The organism is Paenibacillus sp. MAHUQ-45 (genome assembly GCF_058133325.1).
The window spans coordinates 150,404-176,846 of sequence record NZ_JBYUPV010000011.1 but is presented as its reverse complement, the minus strand read 5'-3'; the positions used below and the strand labels follow the sequence as shown (position 1 = coordinate 176,846).

The 26,443-nt window shown below is 50.3% G+C and carries 19 protein-coding genes; 9 read left to right on the top strand and 10 right to left on the bottom strand.

Annotation, left to right across the window (positions count from 1 at the left end; translation table 11 throughout):
- Positions 1–370 precede the first annotated feature (370 nt).
- Both AC3Y23_RS22230 and AC3Y23_RS22225 read right to left on the bottom strand, forming a co-directional pair.
- Entirely contained in the window at positions 371–4,090 is a 3,720-nt protein-coding gene (locus AC3Y23_RS22230) for an S-layer homology domain-containing protein (RefSeq protein ID WP_379203125.1), read from the bottom strand.
- 78 nt (positions 4,091–4,168) lie between these two features.
- Positions 4,169–5,005: a hypothetical protein gene (locus tag AC3Y23_RS22225; RefSeq protein ID WP_379203123.1), complete on the bottom strand. Its 837-nt coding sequence runs from the start codon at positions 5,003–5,005 to the stop codon at positions 4,169–4,171.
- Between the two features lie 600 nt (positions 5,006–5,605).
- On the opposite strand from AC3Y23_RS22225, the gene AC3Y23_RS22220 reads away from it, so the two are divergent.
- Both AC3Y23_RS22220 and AC3Y23_RS22215 read left to right on the top strand, forming a co-directional pair.
- Positions 5,606–6,973: a dicarboxylate/amino acid:cation symporter gene (locus AC3Y23_RS22220; protein WP_379203121.1), complete on the top strand. Its 1,368-nt coding sequence runs from the start codon at positions 5,606–5,608 to the stop codon at positions 6,971–6,973.
- A 146-nt stretch (positions 6,974–7,119) separates the two neighbouring features.
- Complete coding sequence (locus AC3Y23_RS22215) at positions 7,120–7,974, top strand: protein-glutamine gamma-glutamyltransferase (RefSeq protein WP_379203119.1); 855 nt, start codon at positions 7,120–7,122, stop codon at positions 7,972–7,974.
- Between the two features lie 169 nt (positions 7,975–8,143).
- Here AC3Y23_RS22215 and hflX read toward each other — a convergent pair whose 3' ends face one another.
- The 3 genes from hflX to AC3Y23_RS22200 all read right to left on the bottom strand — a co-directional run bounded on the left by hflX (position 8,144) and on the right by AC3Y23_RS22200 (position 14,690).
- Positions 8,144–9,409 (bottom strand): GTPase HflX, encoded by a 1,266-nt coding sequence (hflX, locus tag AC3Y23_RS22210; RefSeq protein ID WP_379203199.1) that lies wholly within the window; start codon positions 9,407–9,409, stop codon positions 8,144–8,146.
- Between the two features lie 605 nt (positions 9,410–10,014).
- Positions 10,015–13,047 (bottom strand): DEAD/DEAH box helicase, encoded by a 3,033-nt coding sequence (locus AC3Y23_RS22205; protein WP_379203196.1) that lies wholly within the window; start codon positions 13,045–13,047, stop codon positions 10,015–10,017.
- 2 nt (positions 13,048–13,049) lie between these two features.
- A complete protein-coding gene (locus tag AC3Y23_RS22200; protein WP_379203117.1) occupies positions 13,050–14,690 on the bottom strand; it encodes an SWIM zinc finger family protein in 1,641 nt (546 codons plus the stop codon).
- Positions 14,691–14,792: 102 nt separating this feature from the next.
- On the opposite strand from AC3Y23_RS22200, the gene AC3Y23_RS22195 reads away from it, so the two are divergent.
- The 4 genes from AC3Y23_RS22195 (at position 14,793) to AC3Y23_RS22180 (ending at position 17,746) form a co-directional block, all read left to right on the top strand.
- The gene (locus AC3Y23_RS22195; RefSeq protein WP_379203115.1) at positions 14,793–16,070 is read left to right on the top strand and encodes a sensor histidine kinase; all 1,278 of its coding nucleotides are present in this window, start codon (positions 14,793–14,795) and stop codon (positions 16,068–16,070) included.
- A 3-nt stretch (positions 16,071–16,073) separates the two neighbouring features.
- Positions 16,074–16,220, top strand: a complete 147-nt coding sequence (locus tag AC3Y23_RS22190; RefSeq protein WP_379203113.1) for a helix-turn-helix domain-containing protein — start codon at positions 16,074–16,076, stop codon at positions 16,218–16,220.
- 6 nt (positions 16,221–16,226) lie between these two features.
- A complete protein-coding gene (locus AC3Y23_RS22185) occupies positions 16,227–16,733 on the top strand; it encodes a LuxR C-terminal-related transcriptional regulator (RefSeq protein ID WP_379203111.1) in 507 nt (168 codons plus the stop codon).
- A gap of 182 nt (positions 16,734–16,915) precedes the next feature.
- The gene (locus AC3Y23_RS22180) at positions 16,916–17,746 is read left to right on the top strand and encodes a CPBP family glutamic-type intramembrane protease (RefSeq protein WP_379203109.1); all 831 of its coding nucleotides are present in this window, start codon (positions 16,916–16,918) and stop codon (positions 17,744–17,746) included.
- 91 nt (positions 17,747–17,837) lie between these two features.
- On the opposite strand, the gene AC3Y23_RS22175 is transcribed toward AC3Y23_RS22180, so the two are convergent.
- Together AC3Y23_RS22175 and AC3Y23_RS22170 are read right to left on the bottom strand one after the other, a co-directional pair.
- Positions 17,838–18,869, bottom strand: coding sequence for a M23 family metallopeptidase (locus AC3Y23_RS22175; protein ID WP_379203107.1), 1,032 nt, complete (start codon positions 18,867–18,869; stop codon positions 17,838–17,840).
- A 181-nt stretch (positions 18,870–19,050) separates the two neighbouring features.
- Entirely contained in the window at positions 19,051–19,473 is a 423-nt protein-coding gene (locus tag AC3Y23_RS22170) for a VOC family protein (RefSeq protein WP_379203105.1), read from the bottom strand.
- Between the two features lie 122 nt (positions 19,474–19,595).
- Here AC3Y23_RS22170 and AC3Y23_RS22165 point away from each other — a divergent pair, with 122 nt between their 5' ends.
- Positions 19,596–20,543: a helix-turn-helix transcriptional regulator gene (locus AC3Y23_RS22165; protein ID WP_379203103.1), complete on the top strand. Its 948-nt coding sequence runs from the start codon at positions 19,596–19,598 to the stop codon at positions 20,541–20,543.
- Positions 20,544–20,727: 184 nt separating this feature from the next.
- Here the strand turns inward: AC3Y23_RS22165 and AC3Y23_RS22160 are convergent, their stop codons facing one another.
- The gene (locus AC3Y23_RS22160; RefSeq protein WP_379203101.1) at positions 20,728–22,419 is read right to left on the bottom strand and encodes a DUF4127 family protein; all 1,692 of its coding nucleotides are present in this window, start codon (positions 22,417–22,419) and stop codon (positions 20,728–20,730) included.
- A gap of 259 nt (positions 22,420–22,678) precedes the next feature.
- Between AC3Y23_RS22160 and AC3Y23_RS22155 the strand changes: the two genes are divergently transcribed.
- Entirely contained in the window at positions 22,679–23,017 is a 339-nt protein-coding gene (locus AC3Y23_RS22155) for a sigma-70 family RNA polymerase sigma factor (protein ID WP_379203099.1), read from the top strand.
- The gene (locus AC3Y23_RS22150) at positions 22,969–23,199 is read left to right on the top strand and encodes a hypothetical protein (protein ID WP_379203097.1); all 231 of its coding nucleotides are present in this window, start codon (positions 22,969–22,971) and stop codon (positions 23,197–23,199) included. Before AC3Y23_RS22155 ends, AC3Y23_RS22150 begins: the two co-directional genes overlap by 49 nt.
- Positions 23,200–23,359: 160 nt before the next feature.
- Here AC3Y23_RS22150 and AC3Y23_RS22145 read toward each other — a convergent pair whose 3' ends face one another.
- Positions 23,360–25,060: a glycosyltransferase family 2 protein gene (locus tag AC3Y23_RS22145; protein ID WP_379203095.1), complete on the bottom strand. Its 1,701-nt coding sequence runs from the start codon at positions 25,058–25,060 to the stop codon at positions 23,360–23,362.
- Positions 25,057–26,172, bottom strand: a complete 1,116-nt coding sequence (locus AC3Y23_RS22140; RefSeq protein WP_379203093.1) for a tetratricopeptide repeat-containing glycosyltransferase family 2 protein — start codon at positions 26,170–26,172, stop codon at positions 25,057–25,059. Before AC3Y23_RS22140 ends, AC3Y23_RS22145 begins: the two co-directional genes overlap by 4 nt.
- Positions 26,173–26,443 lie beyond the last annotated feature (271 nt).

Here is a 26,443-nt window from a genome sequence, read left to right as displayed (position 1 = left end):
AAAAAACGTTGGAAATGGCTCTGTAAAAGGGATTTTTGTTAACAAATGGTGTTATGTTAATACATACTCTTTTAATAGGAAATGAGGTTCACATCTCCGACAAATGACCCAATTTCTCGCACGAAACCAACTATTAAAACACATCATAAGACACAAAGTGAGTCGCCAAGCAACACGATTGTAACAAACATTGAATCGGAAATAGGGATAATTTCGTAGATATAAAGCAACGGTAAAATGCTGTTTTTAAGAACAGGAGAACAGATGCAATCACAGCTCGCAACCTATTAGGATTAGAAAAGGAAAAGCCTCGGAACCCTATGAAAAAGGGTCCAGAGGCTTTTTTAGAGGATAAAGAGCGGGGTGGGCACTACTTGGAAAGGAGATTAAACAGTACCTGTGCTACTTCTGCTCTTGTAGATACACTACCAGGGTTAAGCTTGCCGTTGTTTCCTGCAATGACTCCAGAGGCTGTAAGAGCCTGCAGGGCTTCTTTGGCGTAGTCTGCGATCTGGCTGGCATCGCTATAGCTGGACAGAGCAGGGCCATTCTTAGACGCTGGGAGCTCTCCCAAGACATCCAGAGAACGATACAGTAGCGTGAATAGCTCCTGGCGTGTGATTTTGCTGTCAGGCTTGAATTGATTCTCGCCGACACCTGTGGTAATACCTAGGCGTTTGGCAGCAGCCAGATAGCCGGTGTAATACGTGTTTCCGGCGTCAGCGAAGTTATCGGCAGCATTCTCGTCGGCATCAATGCCATAGGCTTTCAGCAGCAGAACAGTGAACTGTCCGCGGGTGACCGAGGCGTTCGGGCTGTAGTGGCTGTCGTCCGTTCCAGACGTGATGCTACGGGCAGCCAGGAAGCTAACGGCATCGTTGTACCATGCAGTTGCTGCAACATCGGCGAAGTCAACTTTGTTGTAAGCGACGATGTATTGGGAGAAGTGAGTAGTGACAAAATCCACAGTTCCCGCAGCATATTTGCCACGTACATTGTCGAGACTTCCCGACTCATTGATATGGTAGATGATGATAGAATTCGGCTCTTCACCGGCTTGCAGTTTGTAAGGAACGCTGATCTGCACTTTACCTCCACCGAAGCTGGCAACAGCAAGCTCGCCTGCTTTGACAGACAGATCGTAGACGGGTCTGTCACCAAGGACAGCTTTACCTTCGTCGGTGAGTGAAACCTTGGCGATCCGAATATGGATATCGCCCTCATCTTTAGCTCCGCTGATATTAGCGATTGCTTTGGCATCCAAAGTGATCGTTCCCACGTTGGCATAGTTAATCTTAACCTGAGCTTTTGTGCCGGAAGCAACTGCATTGAACGCACTTCTTGGAATGGTTAGCTCAGCGGTTTGAGTCTTAGCAGTAGTCTCAACCTTGATTTCTAGCAGTGCCGATTTTCCATCGGCTTCTGCTTTTTTAGCACTCTCTACAAGTTCCGTTACATCAGCTGCTGTAATGGAAGCTGTCGTAACACCCGTAGATTCATCAGTAGTAGCAACCGCTGTTTTAGAAGCGATGATTGTATTTCCTTGAGCACTAGTAACTGGTGCCGCACTGGCAGTAGGTGCCGGACTGCTAACTGGAGTCGGTGCAGGTGAGTTGCTGCCAGTTGATGGACCGGTATCTCCGCCACCGGTTGGTGCTTTGTACTCCGGTACGACTACATCAGTTACAGGGCTTTCTTTGTAGCCTTCTTTGGCAGCATATCGCACGTTATAAGTACCAGGCACAAGTCCTGTAATTTCGACATCTGTGGCGTATACATAATTAGTAACAGTGGACAGTTTATATTCCAGTGCTGGCGTTGTGCCGGTGATACGTCCGTCATTATTGGCAGATGAAGTAGGGGCGATACCGGTGAGGCCGGTCGGCGCTGCTTGCTCTGCGGTATAGGCTGGCACAATTACATCGGCTGCTCTGCCCGCTTTGAAGCCTTCCTTGGCTGCGTATCTAACGTTATAAGTACCAGGCACAAGCCCTGTAATTTGGACATCTGTAGCATAGACATAATCGGTTACGCCCGCCAGTTTGTATTCCAGTGCAGGTGTAGTTCCGGTGATACGTCCGTCATTATTGGCAGGTGAAGTAGGAGCAATGCCTACCAGTCCGGTTGGTGCCGCCTGCTCGCCGTATGCAGGTACCTCAACGCGAGTTACAGGGCTGGCACTGTAGCCTTCCTTGGCGGCATAGCGAACTTCGTAGAAGCCAGGCACGAGCCCTGTGATAGCTTCGCCAGTCACTGGAATGTAATCAGCAGCAGCGGCTGGCTTGTATTCCAGAGCTGAATTGGTTCCTGTAATTTGCCCGTCATTATTGGCAGGTGTTGTAGGAGCTACGCCGATCAGTTCAGTTGGTGCTGCTTGCTGGTGTGTAAAAGCTGGTACGACGATTTCGATGGCTTGACCCGGTTTATACGGGATTGCAGTTGCTCCTGCTGCATTAGTTGGACCTTGATAACCCGGTTTGGAGGCATATCTTACCTGATAGGTGCCTGGTGCCAGCCCAGTAATGGCTTCACCGGATACTGGTTTGTAGTCAGCCTCATCGGCGCGTTTGTACTCCAGGGATTTGTTCAGAACGCCTGTAATCTGTCCGTCGTTCGCGGTGGTCGAAGTTGGCGCTACCGCTGACAGTTCGGTTGGGATGGCTTCCAGTCTGGAGAAAATTTTATCTAACGCGTTCAGGTAGAAGCCATATCTTGCACCGATAGCGTAACCGTTGCTGATGTTATCGGGCTGGATATTTGTCCAGCTGTACATCAATTCGATGTGTCCAAGAATGGGAGCTGGTTGCCCGTTGTCATCCTTATTGTTTTTGCTGTAGGTAAAGAAATAAGGAACTTGCAGACGATCTCCATAGATTTGCGTACCATTTTGATCCACATAACTAATTGTGTTAGGTGGAGTTGCTGTGTTGTCTTGTGTCTTGATATTGGTCAAATAATTGTTTACGAGATCAACATACAGTTTAGCATAAGAATGCTTGGTGTCCCGGACTTGCAGCTCATTATTGGTGTGTGGATTTCCATCTTTGGAGGAATTGCCGCTATTGTTGTTCGGCACTCCTACCGTCACACCGGAATCAAGCTTTGTATCCCACAGGTATATTTTCTTGATGTTGTTCTTCTTGGCTTGCTCGTTAATGTATTTAATGACGGCCTGGGTATTCGGGCACCAGGAACCCCCGAACAGGAAGGCATAGTTGCCGTCGCTGGACAAGATTTCTTTTAATTGATGATAGGTAACATGTTCGTAGACGAGATCGCCGTCAGCCTGGGTAAAGATCGTTGGCTTGCCCGGATTCTCTCCTTCATAGTTCTTGTTAAATGCAGCTTTGATATACTCCGATTCATTGATCGTATCGTATTTCACAGCTTTGGCGAATACGGATCGAACCTGGTCCTTATAGGCGTTGACCTTGGTTTGATCAAGGGTTCCGTTAGTTTGGAACTGTGACCAGGATTTACTGTCATTAAGGTAAGAGACAATTGGAGCACTGTTGCCTTGGGCATCCTTGTTGTCCTTGTTGTAGACAAACAGGAACGGTGCTTCGATTTTGTTCGCCGAGACTGTGCTGCCGTTCTTGGCTGTATAGCTCACATTGTGCGCCGGGTCGTTTTTATCGTAAACATTCAGGTTCGTCAAATACTTGTTAACCAGATCTACGTACTTGTACGCGAATTTGTTATTGGTATCTGCGATTTGTAGTGTATCGCCATCCAGCTTGGTATCAAAATTATAAATAGTAGAAATGCCGTAATCCTTGGCAACTTCATTGATAAAGCCGATATCTGCTTGTGTATTCTCATCCCATGAACCGCCTACCAGAACGGCATAGGTGCCTTGGGTTTCAAACAAATGAACGATGTCCTCGTAAGTTGCTGTTTTATAGACATGGTTCGGATCGTTCAACTTCGGGTATACCTTGCTGAAATAATCAAAAGTAGATAGAGGAGTAGCAGCTGTAGAAACGGTTGTTTCAGCAGCCGCTGCCCGGCCTGCCTGAAGAGGCAGGACCGCCAGGGAGGCTGCCAGCAGCAGACTCACGATTTTTTTTGGCTTGAACTTGATGGCCATTGAATTTGCACCTCGATTTCTGTCGTTTTCTGAAAATATAGTTGGCTGGAGCTTAGCTCAGCGGCGATGATGCAGTAATCAAGGGCATACTTCTTCATCAGATGACGAAGCAGGTGCAGGTGCTGGTGCCTGATCAGAGGCAGGTGCCGGAGCTTGCACACTCTCTGTTGGGGCAGAAGCGCTTGATTTGGAATGAACGGGTTCCGCAGCTGGAGCAGCGGTAGCCTTGGCTTTCACCACTTCGGTCGTGGAGAAGGTGATTTTCTTGGCTGGAGCAGCTGTAGGCTCCGGTGCAGCAGTGGCTTTAGCTTTAGCTTCAACAGCTGGAGCTTGTGCTGGTGCTGCCGTCGGTTGGGCGGCTTTCACTGCTGGAGCAGTGGTAGCTGCCGGTGTGGTCTTGGAGACCACGGGCGCTACTGCGGCTGCAGGTGCAGTGGTTGCTTGCGGCTGTGCCGGTGCAGTTTGTGCGGCAGGTGCAGCAGTGGCTTGTGCTGGCGCAGCTACTTTGACAGCGGCGGTGGTCACGATTGCTGCTTCGGCAGCTGGTGCAGAAGCTGTCTTCACCTGTGCGGCTTGTGCTGGCGCAGGTGCTTCAGTTGCTTGTGGCTGTTGGGTATTAGCCACAGCGGTTTGGTCGGTAGTTGCGGTAGCGGCCTGTTCGGCAGGCGCGGCAGTGGCCTCAGCCTGCACAGTTTCAGCGACTGGCGCAGGAGTCGCTTCCGGTTGAACGGTCTCGGCTACAGTCTGCACAGCTGTCTGTGTGCCTGCAGCGGAGGCGGTATCAGTGGTTGCAGCGGTGGTATTGTTTTGGACAGGCGCAGCTTCCGGTTTTTTCTGATTGGCCGATACGGCGGCATAAGTCAAAGCGGAGAAGACTACAGCAGCAGTAACGATCGAAATAGTGAGCTTTTTCATAAGAGTAATCATCCTTTTCTTTGCGCCCTGGGCCAGGCAGACAAGACGGTTAAGCCTGTCGCCTCCGGGCTTATTTTTAGTGCGTTTTGCGAAAAACAATTTGGCTTCGAAAACATGTCTTGAGCAGTACGTGTATATCCATTCCTTCAAGCTGGGTTCCAGCGGAAACAGCAAAAAGACTCAGGCAGGTGGTGCTATGACATCACCTGCTGAATCTCTGGCTGTCCAGTAGACTCATTACTCCGCTAGTTATGTATGCTCATGCTGGATTGATCGGCTAAAGTTCCATCCCCCCTTTTTTACGCCAATAAAAAAACCAGAGACTCAAGAGAACGCATACCTAGCGCTCTAACTCGAATCTCTGGCTGTCCAGTTGATTCTATCCCTTTGGTGATCCAGCAAATGATGCATGCATCGTGTGATGTTTTTAATATTATTCAATGCCGAAAGTAGTTGTCAATCAATATTTATTTTTCATACCGAAATTATCGGAATTAAATAGGATTAACATATTATTACATTGACTTTCATAGATTTTGAATATACATTATTTTCATTATTCATATCAAATAAGTGGGGTATGGGAGGGTTTTAGAAAGAATGAAGAATATAGACAATAATCTACTCTCGGCGATTCAAACAAACTGGTACGGATTTGTAGTTTCCATCGTTGTTTTTGGAATTTTATTTCTTCTGGCACGCAAGCGGGTAGGTTTTGGTACCCGGGTTATCATCGGTTTGGTAATTGGACTTGTGGTCGGGATTCTCTTTCAAAAGCTGGAGTTTGAGACTAAGGCCATCAGCACCTTCGGCAGTATTTATGTAAGTCTGATCCGCATGCTTGTTATTCCTCTTGTATTCATTCTTGTATTGAACAGTATCGCATCTCTGACCAATCTGGAGTATTTGCGTAAAGTTGGTATCAAGACCTTTGCTTGGTTCCTGGGGACAACGGGAATCGCTTCTATTATAGGGCTGACGGTAGCCCTACTTTTCAACCCTGGTCAAGGTATCCAGCAGGAAGTGCCAGCAGACTTCACTGCACGTGAGATTCCAACCTTCTCGCAGGTCATTCTCGACCTCGTACCTTCTAACCCGGTGAATGAAGCAGCGACTGGCAAGGTGGTTCCACTGCTCATCTTCGCAGTCTTCCTGGCGGTAGCAATTATCAAGATTGGTGCTAAAAAGCCGGAGGCAGTAAAGCCTGTACGTGATCTGATCGAATCCCTGACCCTGGTTCTGCACCAGGTCGTCAAATTCATTATCCGCTTAACACCATATGGCGTGTTCGCACTCATTGCCGCGATTACGGCGCGTTACGGATGGGAGACGTTGCAAGAGCTCGGAAGTGTTATTGTTACCTCCTATGTAGCCTTGATTATCCATTTTGTACTGATCTTCGGTGGCTTGGTCTTCTTCGTAGCCAAGGTTAATCCGATTAAGTTCTTCCGCAAAATCTATCCGACCATCGCTGTAGCCTTCACCACTCGCAGCAGCTATGCTACGCTTCCGGTCAACTTGGAAGTTATCACTAAGCGCTTGCATATCTCGCCGCGTATTGCGAGCTTTATCGCTCCGCTTGGCGCATCTGTGAACTTCAATGCCTGCGGCGGTATCTGGCCAGCAATTGTAGCGGTGTTCACTGCTCAGGTATTTGGTATCAACTTGACCGTAACGGACTACATAGTTCTAGTGCTTGTTAGTATTATTTCTTCTATTGGTGTAGCCGGAGTTCCTGGTCCTGCGGTAATTTCTACTACAGTTGTATTAACTGCACTGGGACTGCCACTTGAAGGGATCGCGATTGTGGCAGGCGTAGAAGCACTTATCGATATGGGACGTACTGCCGTGAATGCGACAGGGACTACCGTTACAGCTCTGTTGGTTGCTAATTCGGAAGGTGAATTTGACCGTGAGGCCTTCAATTCGGATAACGACGACGATGAGATCGTGCTTGGTACGGCATAATTTAACCTAACATTAAAAACAACACTACAACCCTCCAGTTCCTGCACGTGCGCAGTGCTACTGGAGGGTTGTTTTGCACATCCATGGAAGTTGCAACGTACAATAACCTATATTTTAGAGAATACAGAGTCATGGGAGGTACAGCAGTGATTACGTTCTTGAGTGGCGATATCAACGACATTAACATGCCCGGTTTGTCCGGGGTAGAGCGGGAGATTGTGGCGGAGAAACAGAGAAGTCCGGAGAACTATGTGTACGAAAATCCGGCGGCACTGGAATTCGAGTTGAAGACAAGAAAGCACATTGTGGATGCAGCAAGGGCGCTGGATGCTAGCGGAGCGGAGTTTGCCTCCTTCGAGACGACTCGGGGCAACCCGAATTACTGGACCCGAACCAGCAAAGGCGGGCTACAGCTGAGAAAAGGGGTTCAGCCATCCGATGGGATCAACGACATTTTCCGTCACGGTTATCTTTATGCATTTGAATGCGCAACAGCTACAGTAGTGATTCTATACAAGGGCGTCCTTGATGCGCTGGGTCCCGCTGTATTTAACGCCTATTTCAATGATTTGCTCTTGTATGACTGGCATTATGATAACGATTTGCAGCTCACTACTATTAATAACAATCTGGAGGCCTATCCTGGCGATGTGCAATATTTCAAGAACCCCGATCATGATCCGAATAAACCTGAGTGGCAGGGTGAGAACGTTATCGTCCTGGGCAATGGAAAATATTTTGGTCATGGCATCGGGATCAGCTCCGGGCAGGGCATCATTGCTGCGCTGAATGAGGAAAGGGTACCGGGAAGCACAACGTCTGCGTATCTCTTAGATGAGACTTTTCATCCCGACTTTGAGTATTTGCGGAAATTATCCGAGGGGCAAAGCCGTTCGTCTTCTGGAGTCAGAGGTCCAGACCGGGCGGTTATCGCCAGAATTGGGGGTCATCAGTATATTTATATGTATAAAAAGGCAGACCTCCCTACCACATCGGTATAAACCAGCGAGTTTTAAACTATGAACAAGATCGCAAAGCATCAAAAAACCGGCGCTACGCTACGTCATGAACGTGTGCAGGCCGGTACATCCACCTTTCAGGAGGTCTCAGAAAGACAAGCATTCCCCCCAACCTATCAGAGATTGGAGGGCTGTCTTGTCTTTCTGACTTTTAAAGTTGGACAAAATCGTTACGGTACTTCTCAAAGTCTGCAATTTTACACTCCAGCGTCATCCGGGTACCATTTTCTTCATAGCTGACGGCTTGGACATGAGCGTTCTCGTTGAAGTAAGAGACTAAACGTCCCTGGTCAAAAGGCACGAGAATCTCGCATTGCATATAGTCATTGAACACATGACTGCGGATCAGCTCTGTCAATTCTGAGATGCCTTTATTCTGCTTCACGGACAAGTACAGGTTATCCCCTTCAACCAGCGGGTAGGACAGCTCTGTCAAATCTGCCTTGTTGTAGGCGTAGAGGACCGGAATCTCATTTGCGCCAAGCGCCTTCAGGGTCTCCTCCGTCACAGCCATATGCTGCTTGTGCTGCGAATCAGCGATATCAACGACATGAATTAGCAGATCCGCTTCGGTCACTTCTTCAAGCGTGGAGCGGAAGGCTTTGACCAGATGGTGAGGTAGCTGGCTTACGAATCCTACTGTATCCGTCAAGAGAAAGGTTTTGTGATCCGGTAAATCGATACTGCGTACCGATGTTTCCAGGGTGGCGAACAGCATATCCTTCGCGAATACCTGTTTGTTGGAACCTGGGTGGTAAGTCTCAACCATAGCGTTCATCAAGCTGGATTTGCCGGTATTGGTATATCCAACGAGACAGACCACAGGTATTTCATTCTTGTGGCGTTGCTTGCGTTGAATCTGGCGCCGGGCTACCTGCTGTGTAAGCTCAGTCTGGAGAGCGGTGATGCGCTCCTCGATTCTCCGCCGGTCGAGTTCAAGCTTCGTCTCCCCGGTACCTTTGTTCTTCATGCCGGCACCACCGCCCTGGCGTCCCAGAGATTCACGCAGACCCGATAGGCGGGGGAGCATATATTGCAGCTGAGCTACTTCCACCTGGAGCTGGGCTTCCTTGGTCTTGGCCCGTTCGGCGAAGATGTTGAGGATCAGAATTGTCCGGTCAATAACCTGTCGGTCCAGTGTGGATTCCAGATTGCGGATTTGGGAAGGGGATAATTCATCGTTAAAAATAACAAGTTCAGTATCCGCTGCTTCCATTAAAGCTCTCAGCTCTCCGATTTTACCAGTCCCGAGATAATGGGAAGGGTTGATCCGGCTGGTCTTTTGGCTTAATTCCCCAACAACCTCGATATTGCATGCGGCTGCGAGATTGCGCAGCTCTTCCATGGAATAGGCGAAGTTATGGTCTTGTTGAAGCTGGACTCCAACAATGATTGCGGTCTGCTGTGTAGGTTCCATCATATATAATCATCCTCCGTTATTTAGCAAAAAGTGAAAATCGAAATTCAGCAAAAATAAAAATCAAAAAAAGCACAGGCCATCTGCCTGTGCTTACAGTATCTGTAGAGGACTTCAGAACAAGGAACCAAGGGAAGACGTGCTTCCGCTGCGAGACCTGGTCTTCCATAGGATGCAGGACACAAATAACCTTCCGCATGAGGGTGGATGCGTGAAATCTCCCCTGCGATAGCAGGCTATGCTTGTGTTCATGGGTTACTATGGAGGTTCCTAAAGGCGGAATGCCGAAGAGCGTGAAGCTTCTTCGGACAGTCCATAGCTGTGGGTTACCTTTAAAAATGGCAGACCTATCCTGAGTCCTCTGCACATGGGCAGAGCTTGAGCGCTATTCAATTAGCCGCGCAACGTACGAACTCGGATAAAGTCTATCACACGTAACCCTCCGTTCAATCAAAGTTAAGTCGATTCTAACACATGCACTAATTTATGGCAAACCCGGTATGATCCCGGGTTCACTTCAAAGCTCTACATAATGAAAGAGAGCCTCCATGTCTGTAGCGTACAAGAAGATAAAACCTCACGGGCTTACGGATAGGCACACCACTTTACGCCATCCACTCCCTGCGCAGGGTAAACAAGTCCTTGAGCGCGTCTGTAGACAACTCGGTAATCCAGCCTTCTGAGCTGGAGATGACATTGTCGCTAAGCTGCTGCTTACTCTCCAGCATCTCATCAATACGCTCTTCGAGCGTGCCGAGGGAGATGAATTTGTGGACCTGAACATCCCGGGTCTGACCCATCCGGTAGGCCCGGTCGGTCGCCTGATTCTCAACGGCAGGGTTCCACCAGCGGTCGAAGTGGAACACATGGTTGGCCGCGGTCAAGTTGAGGCCAACCCCGCCGGCCTTCAGAGAAAGGATAAAGACGTTAGGCTGATCGGACGCTGCATCGGTCGAACCTGTTCGCGCAGGAGCTTGGAAACGCTCGATCATACGATCGCGTGACGTTTTGGAGGTGCTACCATTGAGATACAGCACCGGCTCTCCCAGCTCCTGCTGGAGCACAGCCTGCAGCATTTGGCCCATGCCGACATACTGCGTGAAGATGAGGCAGCGCTCATCCTCCTCGCGCAGCTCCCGTACCATGGCCATCAAGCGCTCCAGTTTGGCTGAACGCCCGATCAGGGCCGGGGCGTTCAACGGTGCCATCTCTCCTGAATCGGCGTCCATCTCCTGCAAGGCTTCCTTCGATAGCAGTGCTGGGTGATCACATAGCTGCTTGAGCCGGGTAAGTGCCGAAAGAATAGCACCCTTGCGCTCGATGCCTTCAAGCTTCTGCACACGTTCCAGTAGTTCGTTGACGGTCTGGTCATACAGTGCAGCCTGTTCTGCCGTCAGGTGAATATAGGTCTTCATTTCGTTCTTATCCGGCAGATCCAGCTGGATTGCCGGATCTTTCTTCTTGCGCCGCAGCATGAACGGCTTGACGAGTCGTTGCAGCTCACCTGTACGGCGCTCGTCATGCTCCTTCTCGATGGCATTGCTGAAGCGGTCCTGGAACGACTTGGAGCTGCCAAGGTAACCCGGCGAGATAAAGTCGTAGATCGACCACAGCTCGGAGAGACGGTTTTCGATCGGTGTGCCTGTCAGCGCAATCCGGTGCAGCGCCGGGAAGCTGCGCACGGCGACCGATTGCTTCGTCTGGGCGTTCTTAATATTCTGCGCCTCATCCAGGCAAATGCACCCCCAGGTGAACTGCTTCAGCAGTTCCTGGTCCAGCGAAGCCGTGGCATAAGATGTCAGTACCACATCGGCCTGCGAAGCGGCTCCATAGAAGTAGCCGGCTTCCAGACGTTTGCTGCCGTAATGCAGCATAACGTTCAGGGACGGGGCGAAGCGGGCCAGTTCTTTCTGCCAGTTGCCGAGTACCGAGGTCGGGCAAATAATGAGCGATGGCCAATCCGCAGGGGCCGCATGGGGGTCCCGTTTGACAGCCGCGTCCTGTTTGGAGGCGGCGGTATAGTGTTCTTTAAGGTGGAGCAGATAGGTGATCAGCTGCACCGTTTTGCCCAGGCCCATATCGTCGGCCAGGCAGGCGCCAAGCCCGAAGCGACGCAGGAAAGCCAGCCAGGCGAAGCCGTCGTGCTGGTAGCTGCGAAGCTCGGCCTTAAGGCCGGCCGGCACCTCGGGCTTCGGCCACTGGGCCTGTTGCCCGAGCTGGCCGATCAGGCCGAGCAAGTGCTCGTTCAGCTCCACCTCCAAGCGGAGCCGTGAGGCCTCTTCCTGAAGCTGCTCTTCAGCGGCTTCAGCGTTCTCGGCTTCATCACCTGCATTCAGGAGATGAAGCTGCAGAACATCCTGGAAGGACAAGCCCTGCGACTTGTCCATGCCAGCCATGGCCCGCTGAATCTGGGCCAGGAGGGTGGGGTCGAGCGAAATCCACTGGCCGCGGAAGCGGACCAGACGCTCGCCCCGGGCGACCAGCTCGGCGAACTCGGACTCCGAGAGGTCCGCGTCGCCGATGGAGATTCGCCAATCGAAGTCGATCAGCGAATCCAGCCCGAATAGCGACTGGCCGTTGCGCTCGCCCTCGCCGGAGCTGACCTTGGCGCGCAGTCGCGGCTTCTTCCGGCTGGCGGCTTCCCACCACGCCGGGAGCAGCACCTGCCAGCCCGCTTCCAGCAGCCGGCGGCTGTCCGCCGTCAAGAAGCGCCAGGCCAGCTCATTGCTAAGCGGCGCGCCTAGCACATCGGCGCCGTCCAAGAGCTGCTCGCCTGGCAGGCTGGCGCGCAGGCGGGTGAGCCAGCCTGCGGCGCGTTCGCGGACATGGGGCGTCCACGTCGCAGGCCACTTCCCGGCGGCTTCGCCCACGCCGCTCAGCTGTATCGGTACCAGCACGGACTCGTCAAACTTGTCCTGCAGGACAAGCCTCAGCACCCAGTGCGGATCATCCCTTTTCGGCTCCAGCAATTGCAGTGCTGGGCGGAATGGGGCGGTGTCGGTCTTCCAGCCGATGGAGATCAGCCAGGAGGCCTCATCCATCCCTGCCGCGCCTGAGCCGCTTTTATCGAACAGCAGTGGGTATTCGCTGCGCAAATCGCCAGCCGCAGCTTCAGTTCCGTAATATCGCTGAAACACCGCTGCTGAGAAGGCTGCACGTAGTCCTTCCGTGAACTCGGAATTCTCAGTAAGCATCTGGCGTAGAGTAGACGATTCGTTTCGGTCTGTGGCGATGCGTACAAGCGCGGCGTCTTCCCAGGTCCATTGCAACTGCCCTTTCCGATAGGCGGACAGACTTGGAATATACTTTTTCCCGTTCAGGCAGTCCGTCAGTAGGGGGGCCAGTACATTAAGCCGGGCAGCGCTGCCTTCCCAGACCCAATGTACATGGCTCAGAAGCTTAAGCTCTGCGAAGAACGGGATTACCTGCTCTGCAGGAAGAATCACCAGTTCCACATCCTCCACCTGCCGCACCGCCAGCTCTGTACCATAGAAGGAAGGTTCATGCCAGGCGAACAATCGCTGTTTGAGGGTCAGACCAGGAACATAATCATCCCGTTCGTTAATCCCAAATATTAAGGCATCGCCGTACTCGCTCAAGGCAAGCTTCACGGTGATCGCATTCAAATGCATATTGATGCTCATGTGATTAGCTTTCCTTTCCGAAGCTCTTCCTGCAAGGCGCGCAGCCTGCTATTCCGGACGGAGAACGAATGCATGTACAGCTCCCAGCGCTCCTCCTGCTTCATTTTCTTGTATAGCTTGGATAGCCGCTTCAATAACTTAACTGCGGCTTTATAACTTTGCCTGTTCTTGTCCAGTACGAATCGTTCTACAGCCTGATGGTAGAAGGGGAGCAGCGTTTCCGGTGCGTGCTTCTCCAGCGGCTGAAGGTCCCGAACACGGAAGTCCGCAGGCTCTTTACCGTTTGCAAGCTGGTAGTCCATCCAGGCTTGCCATTTCTCATAGATGATCAGTTTCTCGCTATAGATCTCACCGGCCAAAGGCAGCATTTCGCTCAGGGTGCTCCACATCAATGGCTCGCTTTCCGGTCGCTGGGCAACGGCCGCATCCCAGTAGGTCGAATAATCCTTCAAATTACCGTAGATTCGGCTACCGAGCAGCGGACCGGTCTGGGTTAGCCAGTTCACCAGTCGTTCCCAATCCCCGGTGTTGTATAAGGGCTCTAGGAAGCCGAGCAAGTCTTCTGGTTGTAGAGCCGGGGTATCCGCAGCGGTGCGAAGATGATCCCAAGCGGGAGGATCATCCCCGAGGTAGAAATACATCCGGCTCTGCGCCAGCAGCCAGGCATGTCGCGAGAGAGAAGTGCCGAGCTCTGTCTCTGCTGCACGTAGCTGAGCAATCTCCTCTTCGTATAGCTTGTTGTCGCTGAGGTTGGGTTCGAGCCAATATTTCCAGTACAGCTCATAAGCTATACGGAAATAAGGCTGCTCACGGGAACGGCCGCGTGGCTCTGATAGCATTTGCATCCGTAGATAGGCCAGAATTTCCGTCGCACGAGGCCATTGCTGTGATTCGACCTTCAGCGGCAGGCCGCTGGTCAGGAGCTGCCCGATGGAATCCTGCAGCTCCGTGACAGTCAGATGGGCGAAGTAGCCCATGGAGGAAGCGAACGCACCTTGCGCCGCACCCTGGGGTTTAGTTATCGTTTCCAGCACAAAGAGGTGGGCATGAAGTAAGAACAGCTTCTCTGTAGCCGGAGACATCGATGGTTTGTATTTCAGAATGGCAGCGATGGCTTTCTCGGCATAACCCGGCGTCCGGCTCGTGTGAGCCAGTGGTGCGATGCAGCTTACACAGTACTCGCGCCACTCCGCAACTCCGGCATCGGGCATCCGGTCTGCCTGTTCTTTAAGCAGATCTTGCCGTGCTAGCATTGAGGCGGCCCCGGGAGGAAGCTTGGGACTGGCTGGGGGATGCAGGGAGGCGGCGGCCTTGGCGTTCGCTAGCATCTGCACGGAACGATTTTGCATGTCTGCATAATGCATCAGCACAGCAGCCATATGCTTGCAGGGGCCTTTGACAGGACATTCGCAGCGGCTGTGGCCGAGATTGTCCAGATCGATGGTCACGGAGTAGTCATCGTTCCCTTCAACGAGCGTGATGATTTTGTGGTCATCGGTCACCGCAAACGGCCGGACACGTTTTTGCTTATAATATTGAAATCCACGTTTGAGCGTCAGATCATCAAAAAGATACGCCACATCCTGAATGAGCTTGTCCCACTGCTCATCATCCATGGCATCTATAGTAGATTGCATCGCTTTGTTCTCCCGTAATATATAGTTGTTGCGTTATCTTCTTCTATTATATCACTTATTGTCTGCTGTTCTCTTCATCGTCAAATGGTGGTTTCGGATAGCATGAATGATATAGATTTGCCGGGGTTATTGACTTATACTTACAGAAAAATGAAAAAGAAGGGTGTGACCCGTTTGGCTGTGCTTAGACAACCCCGGCATTGGCTGGACTATGTGGTCCTTGGAATTCGTTTGGTGTGGGGAGGGCTGGGCATCTCGGGCCTTCACTTCAGTATCGGGAGCCACGGTGTGCTTTTTTGGTTGGGGGCGGCGGGATATTTGCTGTCGAGCTGCGTTCCCTTTGGTCTCTATATGCTTCGAAACGTGCCCCGTTATCTCCCGGTTGCAGCGGAGCTGCTTATTACAGGCGGACTGTTTCTGATTCTTCCAGAAATGAGAGAGACGGTCTTTGCTTTTTTTCAGGTACCTTTTTTAACACTCGGCTATTTATGTATGGGCTGGCCCACAGCGGGGGCGCTCCTGGCCGCCTTCTTCCTCCCGGTCCTGCTGTCTGGCGGGGTGCGGGAGATGCCGCGTGCCGAATTTATCGATGCTACAGCCAATCTGTTGGTCCTTCTCGGCATCGGATTTTGTTTTCAGAAGCTGGTCCATTCCTATCATAAAATAAACGGGATGTACGATATCATTCAAGAACAGAACGCAACCCTTGAGGTTTATGCTAGTCAGATTGAATCGCTTACCCTGGCAGAGGAACGGAACCGTCTGTCGCGTGACTTGCATGACACGGTGGGTCATACCTTTACTGCGACCATAATGGGGATGGATGCTGTTCGCTATCTGATAGATGTGGACCCTGAAGAGGCCAAGAAGAATTTGGCCGAGCTGCTGCAGATGACGAGAACCGGACTGGACGAGATCAGGCAGCATATTCACGGGATTGCGCCGGAGGCGCAAATTCACTCTCTCTCGGATGTGCTGAGCCAGGTGGCCCGGCAATTCGAGCAGCATACGGGAATGAAGGTGACACTGGAGACTGACGGTACCACAGTAGAGACATCGGAGCAGGTGCGGCTGGTTCTGATTCGCTGTCTTCAGGAATCACTGACCAATGCCAAGAGACATGGGGCAGCTTCCGAAGTGTCTTTAAAGCTCATTACCCGGGCTGATTTTATCACTCTAAGGATCGAGGACAATGGGAGAGGGATTGAAGGGACTGGTGAGCTGATCCATGGATTCGGATTGAAAGCCATGGAACAACGGGTGGCGAATCTGAATGGCAGACTGGAGATTGCTGTAAGAGACGTTGGAGGAGTATTGGTAGACTGTACAGTACCGGTTCGGCCTCGTAGGGTGCCGGAGATTGGAAGGGAGGGAGCATAATCTATGGGAGCTATTCAACTGCTGATTGCAGAGGATCAGGATTTGATCCGCAAAAGCCTAGGAATTGTCCTCGGTATGACTCCGGGAATTGAAGTTGTAGGCATGGCCGAGAACGGGCAGACGGCGATTGCGCAAGCGGGAAGTCTTTAGCCAGATGTGATTTTGATGGATATTCATATGCCGGTTATGGATGGGGTAGAGGCTACGGCAATCATTAAGAAACGGTGGCCCCAGATCAGGATCATCATCCTGACGACCTTTCAGGAGGTTGACTATGTGGTGGCCGCGCTAAATGCCGGTGCAGAGGGATATATCCTGAAGGCCATTGATCCGATGGATCTGGCGAATGCGATTGAGCTCGTTCATCGGGGCGAGACGATGATTACCCAGGAGGTGGCCCGCGCCTTGTTCTCACAGCATATCTCTGGTAGTCGAGAGACCAAGACCTCCGAGCCTACCAAGGATTCACTTCATGGACTGACAGAACGCGAGCTCCAGGTCTTGCAATACATTTCGGAAGGGCTGGTGAACCGCTTCATTGCTGAGCGCATGTTCTTGTCCGAAGGAACCGTCAAGAATTACATCTCCAGCATCTACTCCAAGCTGGGGGTTCAAAACCGGGCTTCGGCCATGCGTAAGGCAGCTGAGGAAGGGCTTTTGTAAAAGAACACAATGTATACCTGTGATCTCATAACAATTTATGAGCCGGTCATCCGCCGGCTTTTTATATGCGCATTACTTTTTATAGCCGAACGTCACTAACCGAGTATTACTTTTCAAGGGTATTCTGAATTCATAAGAGAGGAATGAAGCAGTCCACTACTATATGAAGGAAGATGACGCCCATGTTTACTGATTTAAAGGATTCCACTAAAGCTGTCGTGTTCACAATCATGGTTCTGGTACTGGCCGTTGGATTCAGCCTTGTGCCGGGAATGAACGGATTTTTGTATATGATGACCCCTGCGTTCTCTGTGCTGCTGATGATGCTGGTCGTTACCCGGGACGGATATTCACGAGCGGGTTGGGGCAGTCTCGGTCTGAACAAATTGGGGAGAAAAGGGTGGGCTTTCGCATTGCTCGTACCGGTGATCCCAGTTGTGCTCGGTTATGGAATAGTCTTGCTGACAGGACTATCGAAGCTGTTTATTCCAGCAGATTTTCAAGGGATTAGTTGGAAGGTGTTCCCGATTGTGCTTGTGGTTCTCTATGTGAAGGCTACGATTATGGAATCTATGGGCGAAGAGCTGGGATGGAGAGGATATTTGCTTCCGCGCATGTTGGGTCTGGGGAAGAAAAAAGCCATGCTGCTGAATGGTCTGGTGCATGGGATATGGCATTTCCCCATCATTATAAATACTGCGCAGTACCATGCCGGGGAGAAACTGTGGATCATCCTTCCCTTTACAGTAGCCAGTACAGTATTCCTTGCCCCGGTCATTGGCACCTTGCGGCTGCGCACGGGAAGCGTATGGACGGCGTCCATGCTTCATACGAGCCACAATCTGTTTTGCCTGATCATGACTTCGTTGTTTGTCAGCCAATCTGCAGCTTCCTCGGTGATTGCAGGGGATATGGGACTTGTCGTTGTCATCTTCTATGCCGCCTTGACCTTCTATTTGTGGAGAAAGAAATCACGGAAGTCTGTGGTACCTAACAATCCCCAGACCGTTTGAACTGAAAAGCTTGCTATGAGGGAAGCAGCATGGCGGGGGTTATGCAAAAAGAAGCAGCTCAGGATATCTGAGCTGCTTCTTTTTTTGATCGTTAAGGCGCTTTGATATAGGTGCCTTGTTCGTAATCATCGGCGTCCTTCCAGTTTACGCGCAGGGACTTCGTAGTGTACAGCTCCGCACTGTTGGCTACCTCGAAATGCAGATGCGCTTCACTGGAGTTACCTGAGTTGCCGCATTTACCTAGCAGATCTCCAGCCTTCACCTGGTCGCCGACTTTGACGCTGACCGAACCCTTTTGCAGATGAGCATAATAGCTGAATTCTCCATTGCCATGATCGATAATAACATGATTTCCAGCAATCTCCTTCGTATTCTCCGTTCCGACAGGGGTGTTGTCATGAATGTTATTGACTACTTTCACTACCTTGCCTGCTGCGGCAGCATAAATAGGTTTACCGAAAGCGTAGTAGCTTTCATTTTTGGTAGGATCACCTTTATAGCTGAAGCCATTGTTAACGACAATCAGGTCATACGCATATCGCTGCTGCTCAGCTCCATAGTGGTAGTTGATCAGTTCATTGGGTCCTCCCCAGAAGACAAACCAATTCCCTTTAAAGGGGAGCTGAAAAGTCGTCTGCGTAAGCTTAGCATCGGTCTCAGGATACAGTTTCAATGTATCGAAGATCAGGAACTCGAGCTGATTTTTGCTGTTAAACATCGCTTGGATCGTTTTTTCGTCTTTAGGGTCCGTCCAGGCATAGTAGTTGGTACTGTTCAAGGATACATGACTCTTCAATTTATAGGATGTGACGTTACTGTGATACAAGCGGGCTATTTGCTTGAATTCCTGAAGCGGGAACGCCTGCTTGAATGCGTCGATCGTCTGCCCATAGATACGTTCATATTTCTCTTGCTGCAGCAGTTGCAGTAGTTGGTCCGGTTTGAAATAAGAAGCCTGGAGCTGTGATTTCGAACTCACTGCAGCTACTTTCGTGGCAGAACTTACGGGTGCGGTGTCAGGCTTGACGGAATCTGCCGAAGCTGAGGCGACAAGTGAACCTACACTTAATGAGCTAACAAAACTTAACAGCAGCAGGCTTTTTTTACTAATAAAATCGTTCATCGGTTCCTCTCCTTTATCGCTGGTTTCATAAGTGAGTCTATCCGATGAGTGTTAACACGTGCGTAACTGAATCTTATCATTATATTAATCCCGGGGCTTTGAGTTAAGGTGCTGTTAAGGTAAGATCGCGACCCTTTTGTCTGATTGAAAAAGGGAGGGCTTAAAGGTGGTTATACTACTGCTATTGCCGTTTGGTGAAAATTTGAAAGGATACGCCGAACTTATCCTTAACCATCCCGTAAGCCGGACTGAAATAAGCCTCTTCCAGCGGCAAAATAACCTGCCCCCCTTGTTGTAAGGTCTGGTAAAATTGCTTGGCCTGATGGCTATCATCGGTGGTGAGGCAGATCGTCAAGAGGTTGCCCTCTTGGAGTGTTAACCCTGGAATGCAATCGGCCACAAAAATTTGCGTGTCGCCGATCTTCAGAATGGCGTGCGCGACGAGTGCTGCTTCCTCTGCCTTCAGCGGAGAATCGGGGTTCTGCGGGCCTTCACCAAAAGTTTGTTTGAACAGCAGTTTGGCGCCTAAAGTTTGTTCATAGAATTGGATGGCTTCCTCCGCCTGACCGTCAAGCATAATGTAGGGAATTAATTGAAAAGACATTCTTATACATCTCCTTAGGTTGAATTATGGTGTGTTGGACTTCTTGTTCTGGCTGTAATCTTATTGTAGAGTCTAATAGTGACAACTCTTGTCACTAATAAAAAATTATTGGAGTCGGTCATATGCCAAAATCAAAACGGCTACTGGAGCTAATGATGACCGTCAACCGGAAACGGAGATTTACCGTCAAGGAACTCGCCGAGGAATTCCAAGTCTCTACAAGGACCATCCTGCGGGATCTGCAGGAGCTTAGCGAGCTGGGTGTTCCTCTGTATTCAGAAGTGGGGCCACACGGTGGTTATCAAGTGTTGAGAGAAAGCATTCTTCCGCCCATTGCCTTTACGGAGGAGGAAGCAGTTGCCCTGTTTTTTGCCAGCCATGCCTTGCGTCACTATACTTCGTTACCCTTTAAGGAGGAGTCTGCGTCAGCGCTTCAGAAGTTCTACCACCACATGTCCAGCGAGGTGCGAGACCGTATTGACCAGGTGAAGAATCGCTTCGATCTTGTGACCCCTGTGCGGCAAACAGAGTCCCCTTATCTATCTATGCTGCTGGAAGGAGCGATCAGGCAGCGGGTGATGACCATTGAATATGAAGCGAAGGGAGAACATTCGCAGCGGCAGATCCAGCCCATAGGAGTCTATGCCCATAATGGCTTATGGTACTGTCCCGCGTATTGTTTTCTCCGTGAGGGCATTAGGGTCTTCCGCTGCGATAGAATGTACTCCGTGGATTTGGATACTTCTGGCCTTGCACCGATGGATTTGCGGGATGTCCATTTGGGCAACCGGAAGGAAGTATTGCACAAGGAGACGGAGACCATACCACTGTTTGTCGAGCTGGGTAAGGCAGGGGTTCAGAGATGTGAAGCGGAACTATGGCTGGTCTCCAAGCTGCATATCCGTGACGATGACACCGGGTGGCTGGAAGGAGAGGTTCCGAAGCATGACCTTGCTTTCCTGGCTGACTTTATGATCGGCCTGGGCCATGAGGCAACCGTCCAACAACCAGCAGAATTGGTGAGTGAGATGGTAACAAAGCTCTCTCGAATGATGTCCAAATACGAATAGAAAGATACTGTCAGGATGTACCGGTGCGCCGGATATGAGCCGATAGGTGTTATCACTTTTCCGTTCCGTAAAGCTCCATATCTATGTTGTGAGAAAATCCTTTCATGGACATAATGAGCAGCAGCCCGTTCCACTTTTCATGGAGCGGGCTGCTTTATTTGGATTTGGAGTGGAAAGAATGACGTTATTCCAGGTTCAGGACTGGACTTAACGTAATTTCAAAGGCACGGCCCCAGATAAAGTCCGGGTTCTCGTATGGGAGTATCGCGCAGGCATATTCAGCATAAGTCCAGTCGGAGCCGCAGATTTGGAGAATCGCTGAGTTGCTGGCTTGAAAAGCCGCTTTATCAGCAAGAGTGGCGGTATGGATCTGCATCTGCTCCCGCAGGACAGTTTGCATATGGGTATAATCGGCAGGTGAGTTGAACAGCAGCATATTCTGATCGGCAAGTGTTGAAGTATTGGTATATAAGGAATGATCTCTGGAATAGGTTCGGATCAGAACGATGGCGACGGTTTTATAGTAATAGTCTTTCAAAAAGCGTTTGAATAGCAATGACCCGTGAGCATTCATGGCTGCCTTAAGGGCGGTTTCATTCGTTTCTGTCACCAGGTAGGCATACCTGGCTTGACCCATGCCGAGGGCGATCCCCATTTTGTTACCGGCAGTATTCCAGGCACAGTATCCCAGAAGACGGCCTGTGTGTTCATTGCCCAGTAGGGCTTCTGTCACTGCAGGATTGCCTTTGCCCAAGTCGACGAAATCAATGACGATGGTCGGAATACACTGCTCACTGTTGGCGGTGATTCTGTTCAGAGCTGCGGGGAGTTGATCTGCTGCAGTAATCGCGACGATTTCCACTGCAGGGTCGTCCGATACCATGTAGCCGCCGATGATGTCCACGTGGCGCTCTAAATTTTGATGCACATCCATATATTCATAAGCGCTGGTAATAGTAGAGCCATGGGGGCCGAAATAGTGTACAGCATAACCAGGCTTTGCCCCGCCGCGATATAGCAGGTTCGCCATACGAGCTACCAGCGCTTGCCCCAATCCATCCGCATCTGGAAGAATGATGGCTCGATCCGGATTTTGACCGTTACTTCCGCCCCCTAGCCAAGCCTGAATGCGTCCTTCCACGTATTTGATCTCATTGATCTGCACCCCTTGGGTATTGGCGTCGTCCACACCAATCGCCAGGAAATCAATATAGCCCTCTTTCGCCAGAGACTCCAGAATATAGCGGTTGGATTTGAATTTGTGCTGGCGAGTGTTATAGTACTGCTCTTTATCAAAATGAATGGTATTTCCATAGGAGGAATCCGGGGACAGGTTATACCCCTCCAAAATATCATCGAACGCCGTCAAAGTTCTTCTTGGCTGTAGCATAAGCCCACGCGATTCATTATAGGCGTCTAAAGTGAGCCCCTCAGTAAACACTGTTGTCGCCAGTCGCATAATCGTATCCAGCACAAACACCGGTTTGTCCGGGTAATCTTGCTTAACAAGGCGAATAACATCTAACAGATTTGTTGTTGAGTCATCATAGTCCGGGTAAGCCCCGCCAGCGTTTGTACGAAGACGTCTGCTACCGATCAGGCCCCCGTAGGCCAGCATATCACTCGAAATAATAAAGCCATCCACCGATGCGGCATGGCTCAGAATGAAATGGCGGATATGCGCCGGATGACCATAGGTTGGTGAAGAGGTACTATCCAGTGTGGTGCCGGAGGAAGTTTTCTCGGAATCCGGCCGGTTCCTGATATCGTCAAGTTTCGGTGTAATGATATGGATGCCGGCAGATCTTCCTTGGACAATGACATCATCCAGGTTCACCGGGCGATCATCCAGTGGTACATACAGCACTTTTTTCATCATAGCAGCTCCCTTAGGTTGGATAGGCTGTCATAGCCTTCACTTATATAGGTGCTCCCGTATAGAGAATAACAACCGGAAATCTATTTTTTTTGAAAAAGCACTCAACCAGTGCATTTGAAACAGAGAATTCCCAGATCATTTCACAATGTAGTTAAATAATGGTACTATAAACAAGAACAAATGTTCCTGTTTTAGTTGTAATAAATTCTCTTGAATTTCCCTACTATAGACAACACCAGAGAGGAGAGTCTTAATTGTGGACAAGCAGACGTCGGTTTATGAATTATGTAAAAGCGAGATTTATCGCATTGGATGGAGAGTTCAGTATCGAGCCAGAAAAATCAGGAGCCGGGAGTGCTCCTTATATGATAATCCCTCTGTCGGTAAAAGCTTTGCGGTTTCCTCAGAAGAGAAAGTTTGGGTCCGGCAGCTTATCGACACGTTGCCTCCGCAGGGAAAGATCATTATAGATAAACTTTACTTTCAGGATTTGACGGAAGCCGAGGTCGCCCGGCAGCTGAATATCAGTCAACAGGGGGTGAATAAATGGAAACAAAAGATGATCCGGGAATTATCCCGGACCGTGAAATCCTAGAATTGCTGCGTGCTGCTAAGCAAAGGAATACCGAGGCCATGCTGCGGCTTATAAATTTATATGAAGAGGATATTCTGCGGATCAGCAAATTCATTCATTTGCCAGAGGAGGATGCGGTCTCTACGATTATTCTGGAGTTCCTGGAGTTTATTCAGGGTGAGAATGAGACCTTTGGCGGGTAATCTTGAGCATGCTAGATCATGAATAACTTGAAAGATATGTAGGTGAATATTAGCTAAGGAGAACGAAGACATGTGAAAAGGCCAACCCAGATCGGCTGGCCTTTGTTTTTGCAGTGAGTTTGTACCCAGCGTAACCATCATCCAAAGTTAGCTGCCTCGTTTATTCCACCCAAGGTACCAGATGAGGCTGCTCGTCGAGGATGGAGACATACTGTTCCTTCCACCCATATTGACCTTCAGGGTCAAGGTGCATGTATCTTGCGAATTTTTGGAGACGGAATTCCTGCCGGGACCATCCGAGATGCTTAATACGTAGCAGGCTCAATTGATGGGGCACTTCGAACACGTTCTCCGGCAGACGGCCACAGTGCTGCGGTGAATTCTTCCAAGTGTAGTTCAAATCCTTGTTGTATCGAAGCAGAAATGGTCGGAAGCTGTGGTGGGAACTCCAATACTGGTCATCTCTATAGTGATTCTCATCCCAGAAATCATAGAGCCGGAAGCAGATCAGATCAGACGTTGTCGCTCGTAGCAATTCGTCGACCTCTTGGGGAAATCTATTCTCGAACACTTCATCGGCATCTAGGGTGAGGATCCATTCCGGCTCAGTTTGGACTACTTCCTGCCATAGCTGTGTGCGCAGTTCATATTCATTGCTGAATCTGGACTCCGTATTGCGTACAAGAGTGACAGGAAGGCCTGCCAGTACCTCCAGGCAGATATCTGCCGTATCGTCCGTGCTGCCATCATCGATAATTACGGCTTCGTCGATATACTTACGGTGTTCTTCCAGCACCTGTCGTAGAAATCGGTTCGCCTCATTCTTAACAATCATAGCTAAGGTCAGCTTGGGCCGCTTCACGGGGGCTGGAATAGAGGGTTCTTGCTCAATAAGTTGGGATTCTTCTGGCGCGGTAGAGCCTAACGGTCCATCGGAATGATCCGGGCTTGTGGAGCTTTCCGATCCTGCGGAGTCTCCAGGTTCAGTGGGATCCTCCTGCGGAGAGGGAGCCTCTGGGTCGCTAACTGGTAGTGTGCCTGCCTCACCCGATGTGCTCTGCACAAATTCATCAACTTTGCTGAGATCACTATCCCTGTAGAGGTGCAGCGCAGGATAGTGCGTGTCTACGAACAGCGGAATGCCAAGCGCTGCGGCGCGAATACAGAAGTGACGATCCTCTCCCCAGAAAGAGATGTTCTTAACAGGATCATAGCTGACGCCTCTGATGACGGCTGCTTTACTGATGAGCGTGCAGGCTCCGAGACCACCAACTTCATAGACTCCGGGAACCTGCAGTCTGCCAATGAATTCGTAGAATCTGCGATTGGTCTCTTCAGGTGATAACTGCTCGCCTGGTAGAAGATCCCACTGGTTGTATTCATCGTGCATCCAGACCTGGGGCTGGAACATCGTGCCCGGCTGCCATTGCGTCCAGAAGACCTCAGAGATAATATCTTTCTCCGTGCTGATGAGATGACTCAGCGTATCGGGATGGAGGATTAGATCTGAGTCCAGCAAGAATAAATAATCATAGCCCAGGATCTGAGCCCGCTGGATCATAAGGTTCTTGAAGGTGGCTACTTTCCAGACCAGGTTAGAATTCCAGAAATGGGTGGTATCGTTTCGGATATAAGCATCATTGTAGCCAGAGGGTTGAATCAGAACATTGTCTGTACTGCCCTGGAACATCTTGAGTAATTCAGTGGACTGCTCATCCTGATTGTCATCGATAAAAAAGAAATCAAGCTGGATTCCTTCTGACTTCAAGCGGCCGAGTGACTCCAGAAATTGCTGCAATACAGGCGCTTTCTGATGAATGGGGCTGCCAAGCAGCACACGGGTAGGTTGGTTGTCGCTCATATGTCATCTCCTTGGGTGTTTTCCGGCTCCGCTTGTGGCTGCGGATTCAGGACGCCCTCCAGATAAGCCTTGTTCAACAGTATACGTTCGTCACTGGGACGGTAGGTCCGAGCCGCCTCGTTATGGGCGTAAGCCAGCTGATGCTGGCCGATTCTGTCATAGCAGACGCAGAGCTGAAGGTGGGGCAGCCAGGTAGAGCAGGCCAGGTTGCGCAGTCCCCATTGCTCGCCAGAAGGCTGATCTGCAGCGGCTGCCTTATACCAGAAGATGGCCGCGTTGATATTATTTTTATTGAGAAAATGGTATCCAATCCGGCAGCAGAATTCCGCGCGCGGCTGATCATACCGGAAGGACAGAAGTGCGGCTTGCAGCGCCCGGTCCTCATCTTTCAGCCCGTGGTAGCAGTCCGCCAACTTGCCGCAGGCGGCGATGTTATCCTCAATCCAGCCAAGCTCCGTCGCGAGGAACTGCCCATAGTAGCTGATGGCCCGCTCATACTGGCTGTGGTCCAGTAGCTCATTGGCAAAGTAATATAAGTCCCGGGGCGAGAATTGTTCCCCACCAGCCAGCCTCTGTTCATAAATATTCAGATTTCGATCGCTGTCATGATGAATGCTGCTATGGGTAACGGCGATATCGCTGTTGATGATGTTCCCGTTAACCTCCAGATATTCATGGACAGCGCCGATCCAGCGAAAGCCATTGCTTCTCTTGACCAGCCGGTTGCGCCGCAGGCTGGACACTACATTTCCTTGTTCATCAAAGGCGAGGTGATAATTCATGGTTACGGAATCGACCGCTGGGTCCAGCGACTTCTTGAGAGCGCGGAGGCGTTCACGGTCCACATCCTTGAAGACATCGTCGGCATCCAGCCACAGGATATATTCCTTCGTCGCTTGTGCGAAGGCATGGTTGCGGGCGGCAGCAAAATCATGAATCCATTCAAAATCAAACACTTTTTCCGTATACTTGTGGGCAATCTCTTGTGTGGCGTCTGTCGACCCTGTATCGACAATGATGATCTCATCGACCACATCGGCCACGGAGCTCAGGCAGCGACCCAAGGTATCCTCTTCATTTTTTACGATCATACACAAACTGATTGTGATCATAAGGTCCTCCCGTTCTCTAAATACATTTTTGCGTTTGGTTTAATATATTTAGAAAACGTGAACGTTGACCCTTTTTTTTCATGAGGCGCTTTTTTCTTTAATTAAAACCTGAATAATGGAGCAATATAGGGTTGTGGTGTGGTCAGCGTATTTTAAAATTGATGCAAATGATGTACAATAACCTAAGGGTGTCGTTACAAAAGGTAAGGTTAGTACACTTAGTTACTAATTTCCTTCTTGTTACATTTATGTGAAAATACATCCATTGTAA

Excerpts from the sequence above, each read along its gene's own strand:
- AC3Y23_RS22230 (WP_379203125.1), bottom strand. The coding sequence starts at position 4,090 with ATGGCCATCAAGTTCAAGCCAAAAAAAATCGTGAGTCTGCTGCTGGCA.
- AC3Y23_RS22220 (WP_379203121.1), top strand. The coding sequence starts at position 5,606 with ATGAAGAATATAGACAATAATCTACTCTCGGCGATTCAAACAAACTGG.
- AC3Y23_RS22225 (WP_379203123.1), bottom strand. The coding sequence starts at position 5,005 with ATGAAAAAGCTCACTATTTCGATCGTTACTGCTGCTGTAGTCTTCTCC.
- AC3Y23_RS22150 (WP_379203097.1), top strand. The coding sequence starts at position 22,969 with ATGGAAACAAAAGATGATCCGGGAATTATCCCGGACCGTGAAATCCTA.
- AC3Y23_RS22195 (WP_379203115.1), top strand. The coding sequence starts at position 14,793 with ATGAATGATATAGATTTGCCGGGGTTATTGACTTATACTTACAGAAAA.
- AC3Y23_RS22180 (WP_379203109.1), top strand. The coding sequence starts at position 16,916 with ATGTTTACTGATTTAAAGGATTCCACTAAAGCTGTCGTGTTCACAATC.
- AC3Y23_RS22200 (WP_379203117.1), bottom strand. The coding sequence starts at position 14,690 with ATGCAATCTACTATAGATGCCATGGATGATGAGCAGTGGGACAAGCTC.
- hflX (WP_379203199.1), bottom strand. The coding sequence starts at position 9,409 with ATGGAACCTACACAGCAGACCGCAATCATTGTTGGAGTCCAGCTTCAA.
- AC3Y23_RS22170 (WP_379203105.1), bottom strand. The coding sequence starts at position 19,473 with ATGTCTTTTCAATTAATTCCCTACATTATGCTTGACGGTCAGGCGGAG.
- AC3Y23_RS22165 (WP_379203103.1), top strand. The coding sequence starts at position 19,596 with ATGCCAAAATCAAAACGGCTACTGGAGCTAATGATGACCGTCAACCGG.
- AC3Y23_RS22190 (WP_379203113.1), top strand. The coding sequence starts at position 16,074 with ATGGGAGCTATTCAACTGCTGATTGCAGAGGATCAGGATTTGATCCGC.
- AC3Y23_RS22145 (WP_379203095.1), bottom strand. The coding sequence starts at position 25,060 with ATGAGCGACAACCAACCTACCCGTGTGCTGCTTGGCAGCCCCATTCAT.
- AC3Y23_RS22160 (WP_379203101.1), bottom strand. The coding sequence starts at position 22,419 with ATGAAAAAAGTGCTGTATGTACCACTGGATGATCGCCCGGTGAACCTG.
- AC3Y23_RS22140 (WP_379203093.1), bottom strand. The coding sequence starts at position 26,172 with ATGATCACAATCAGTTTGTGTATGATCGTAAAAAATGAAGAGGATACC.
- AC3Y23_RS22175 (WP_379203107.1), bottom strand. The coding sequence starts at position 18,869 with ATGAACGATTTTATTAGTAAAAAAAGCCTGCTGCTGTTAAGTTTTGTT.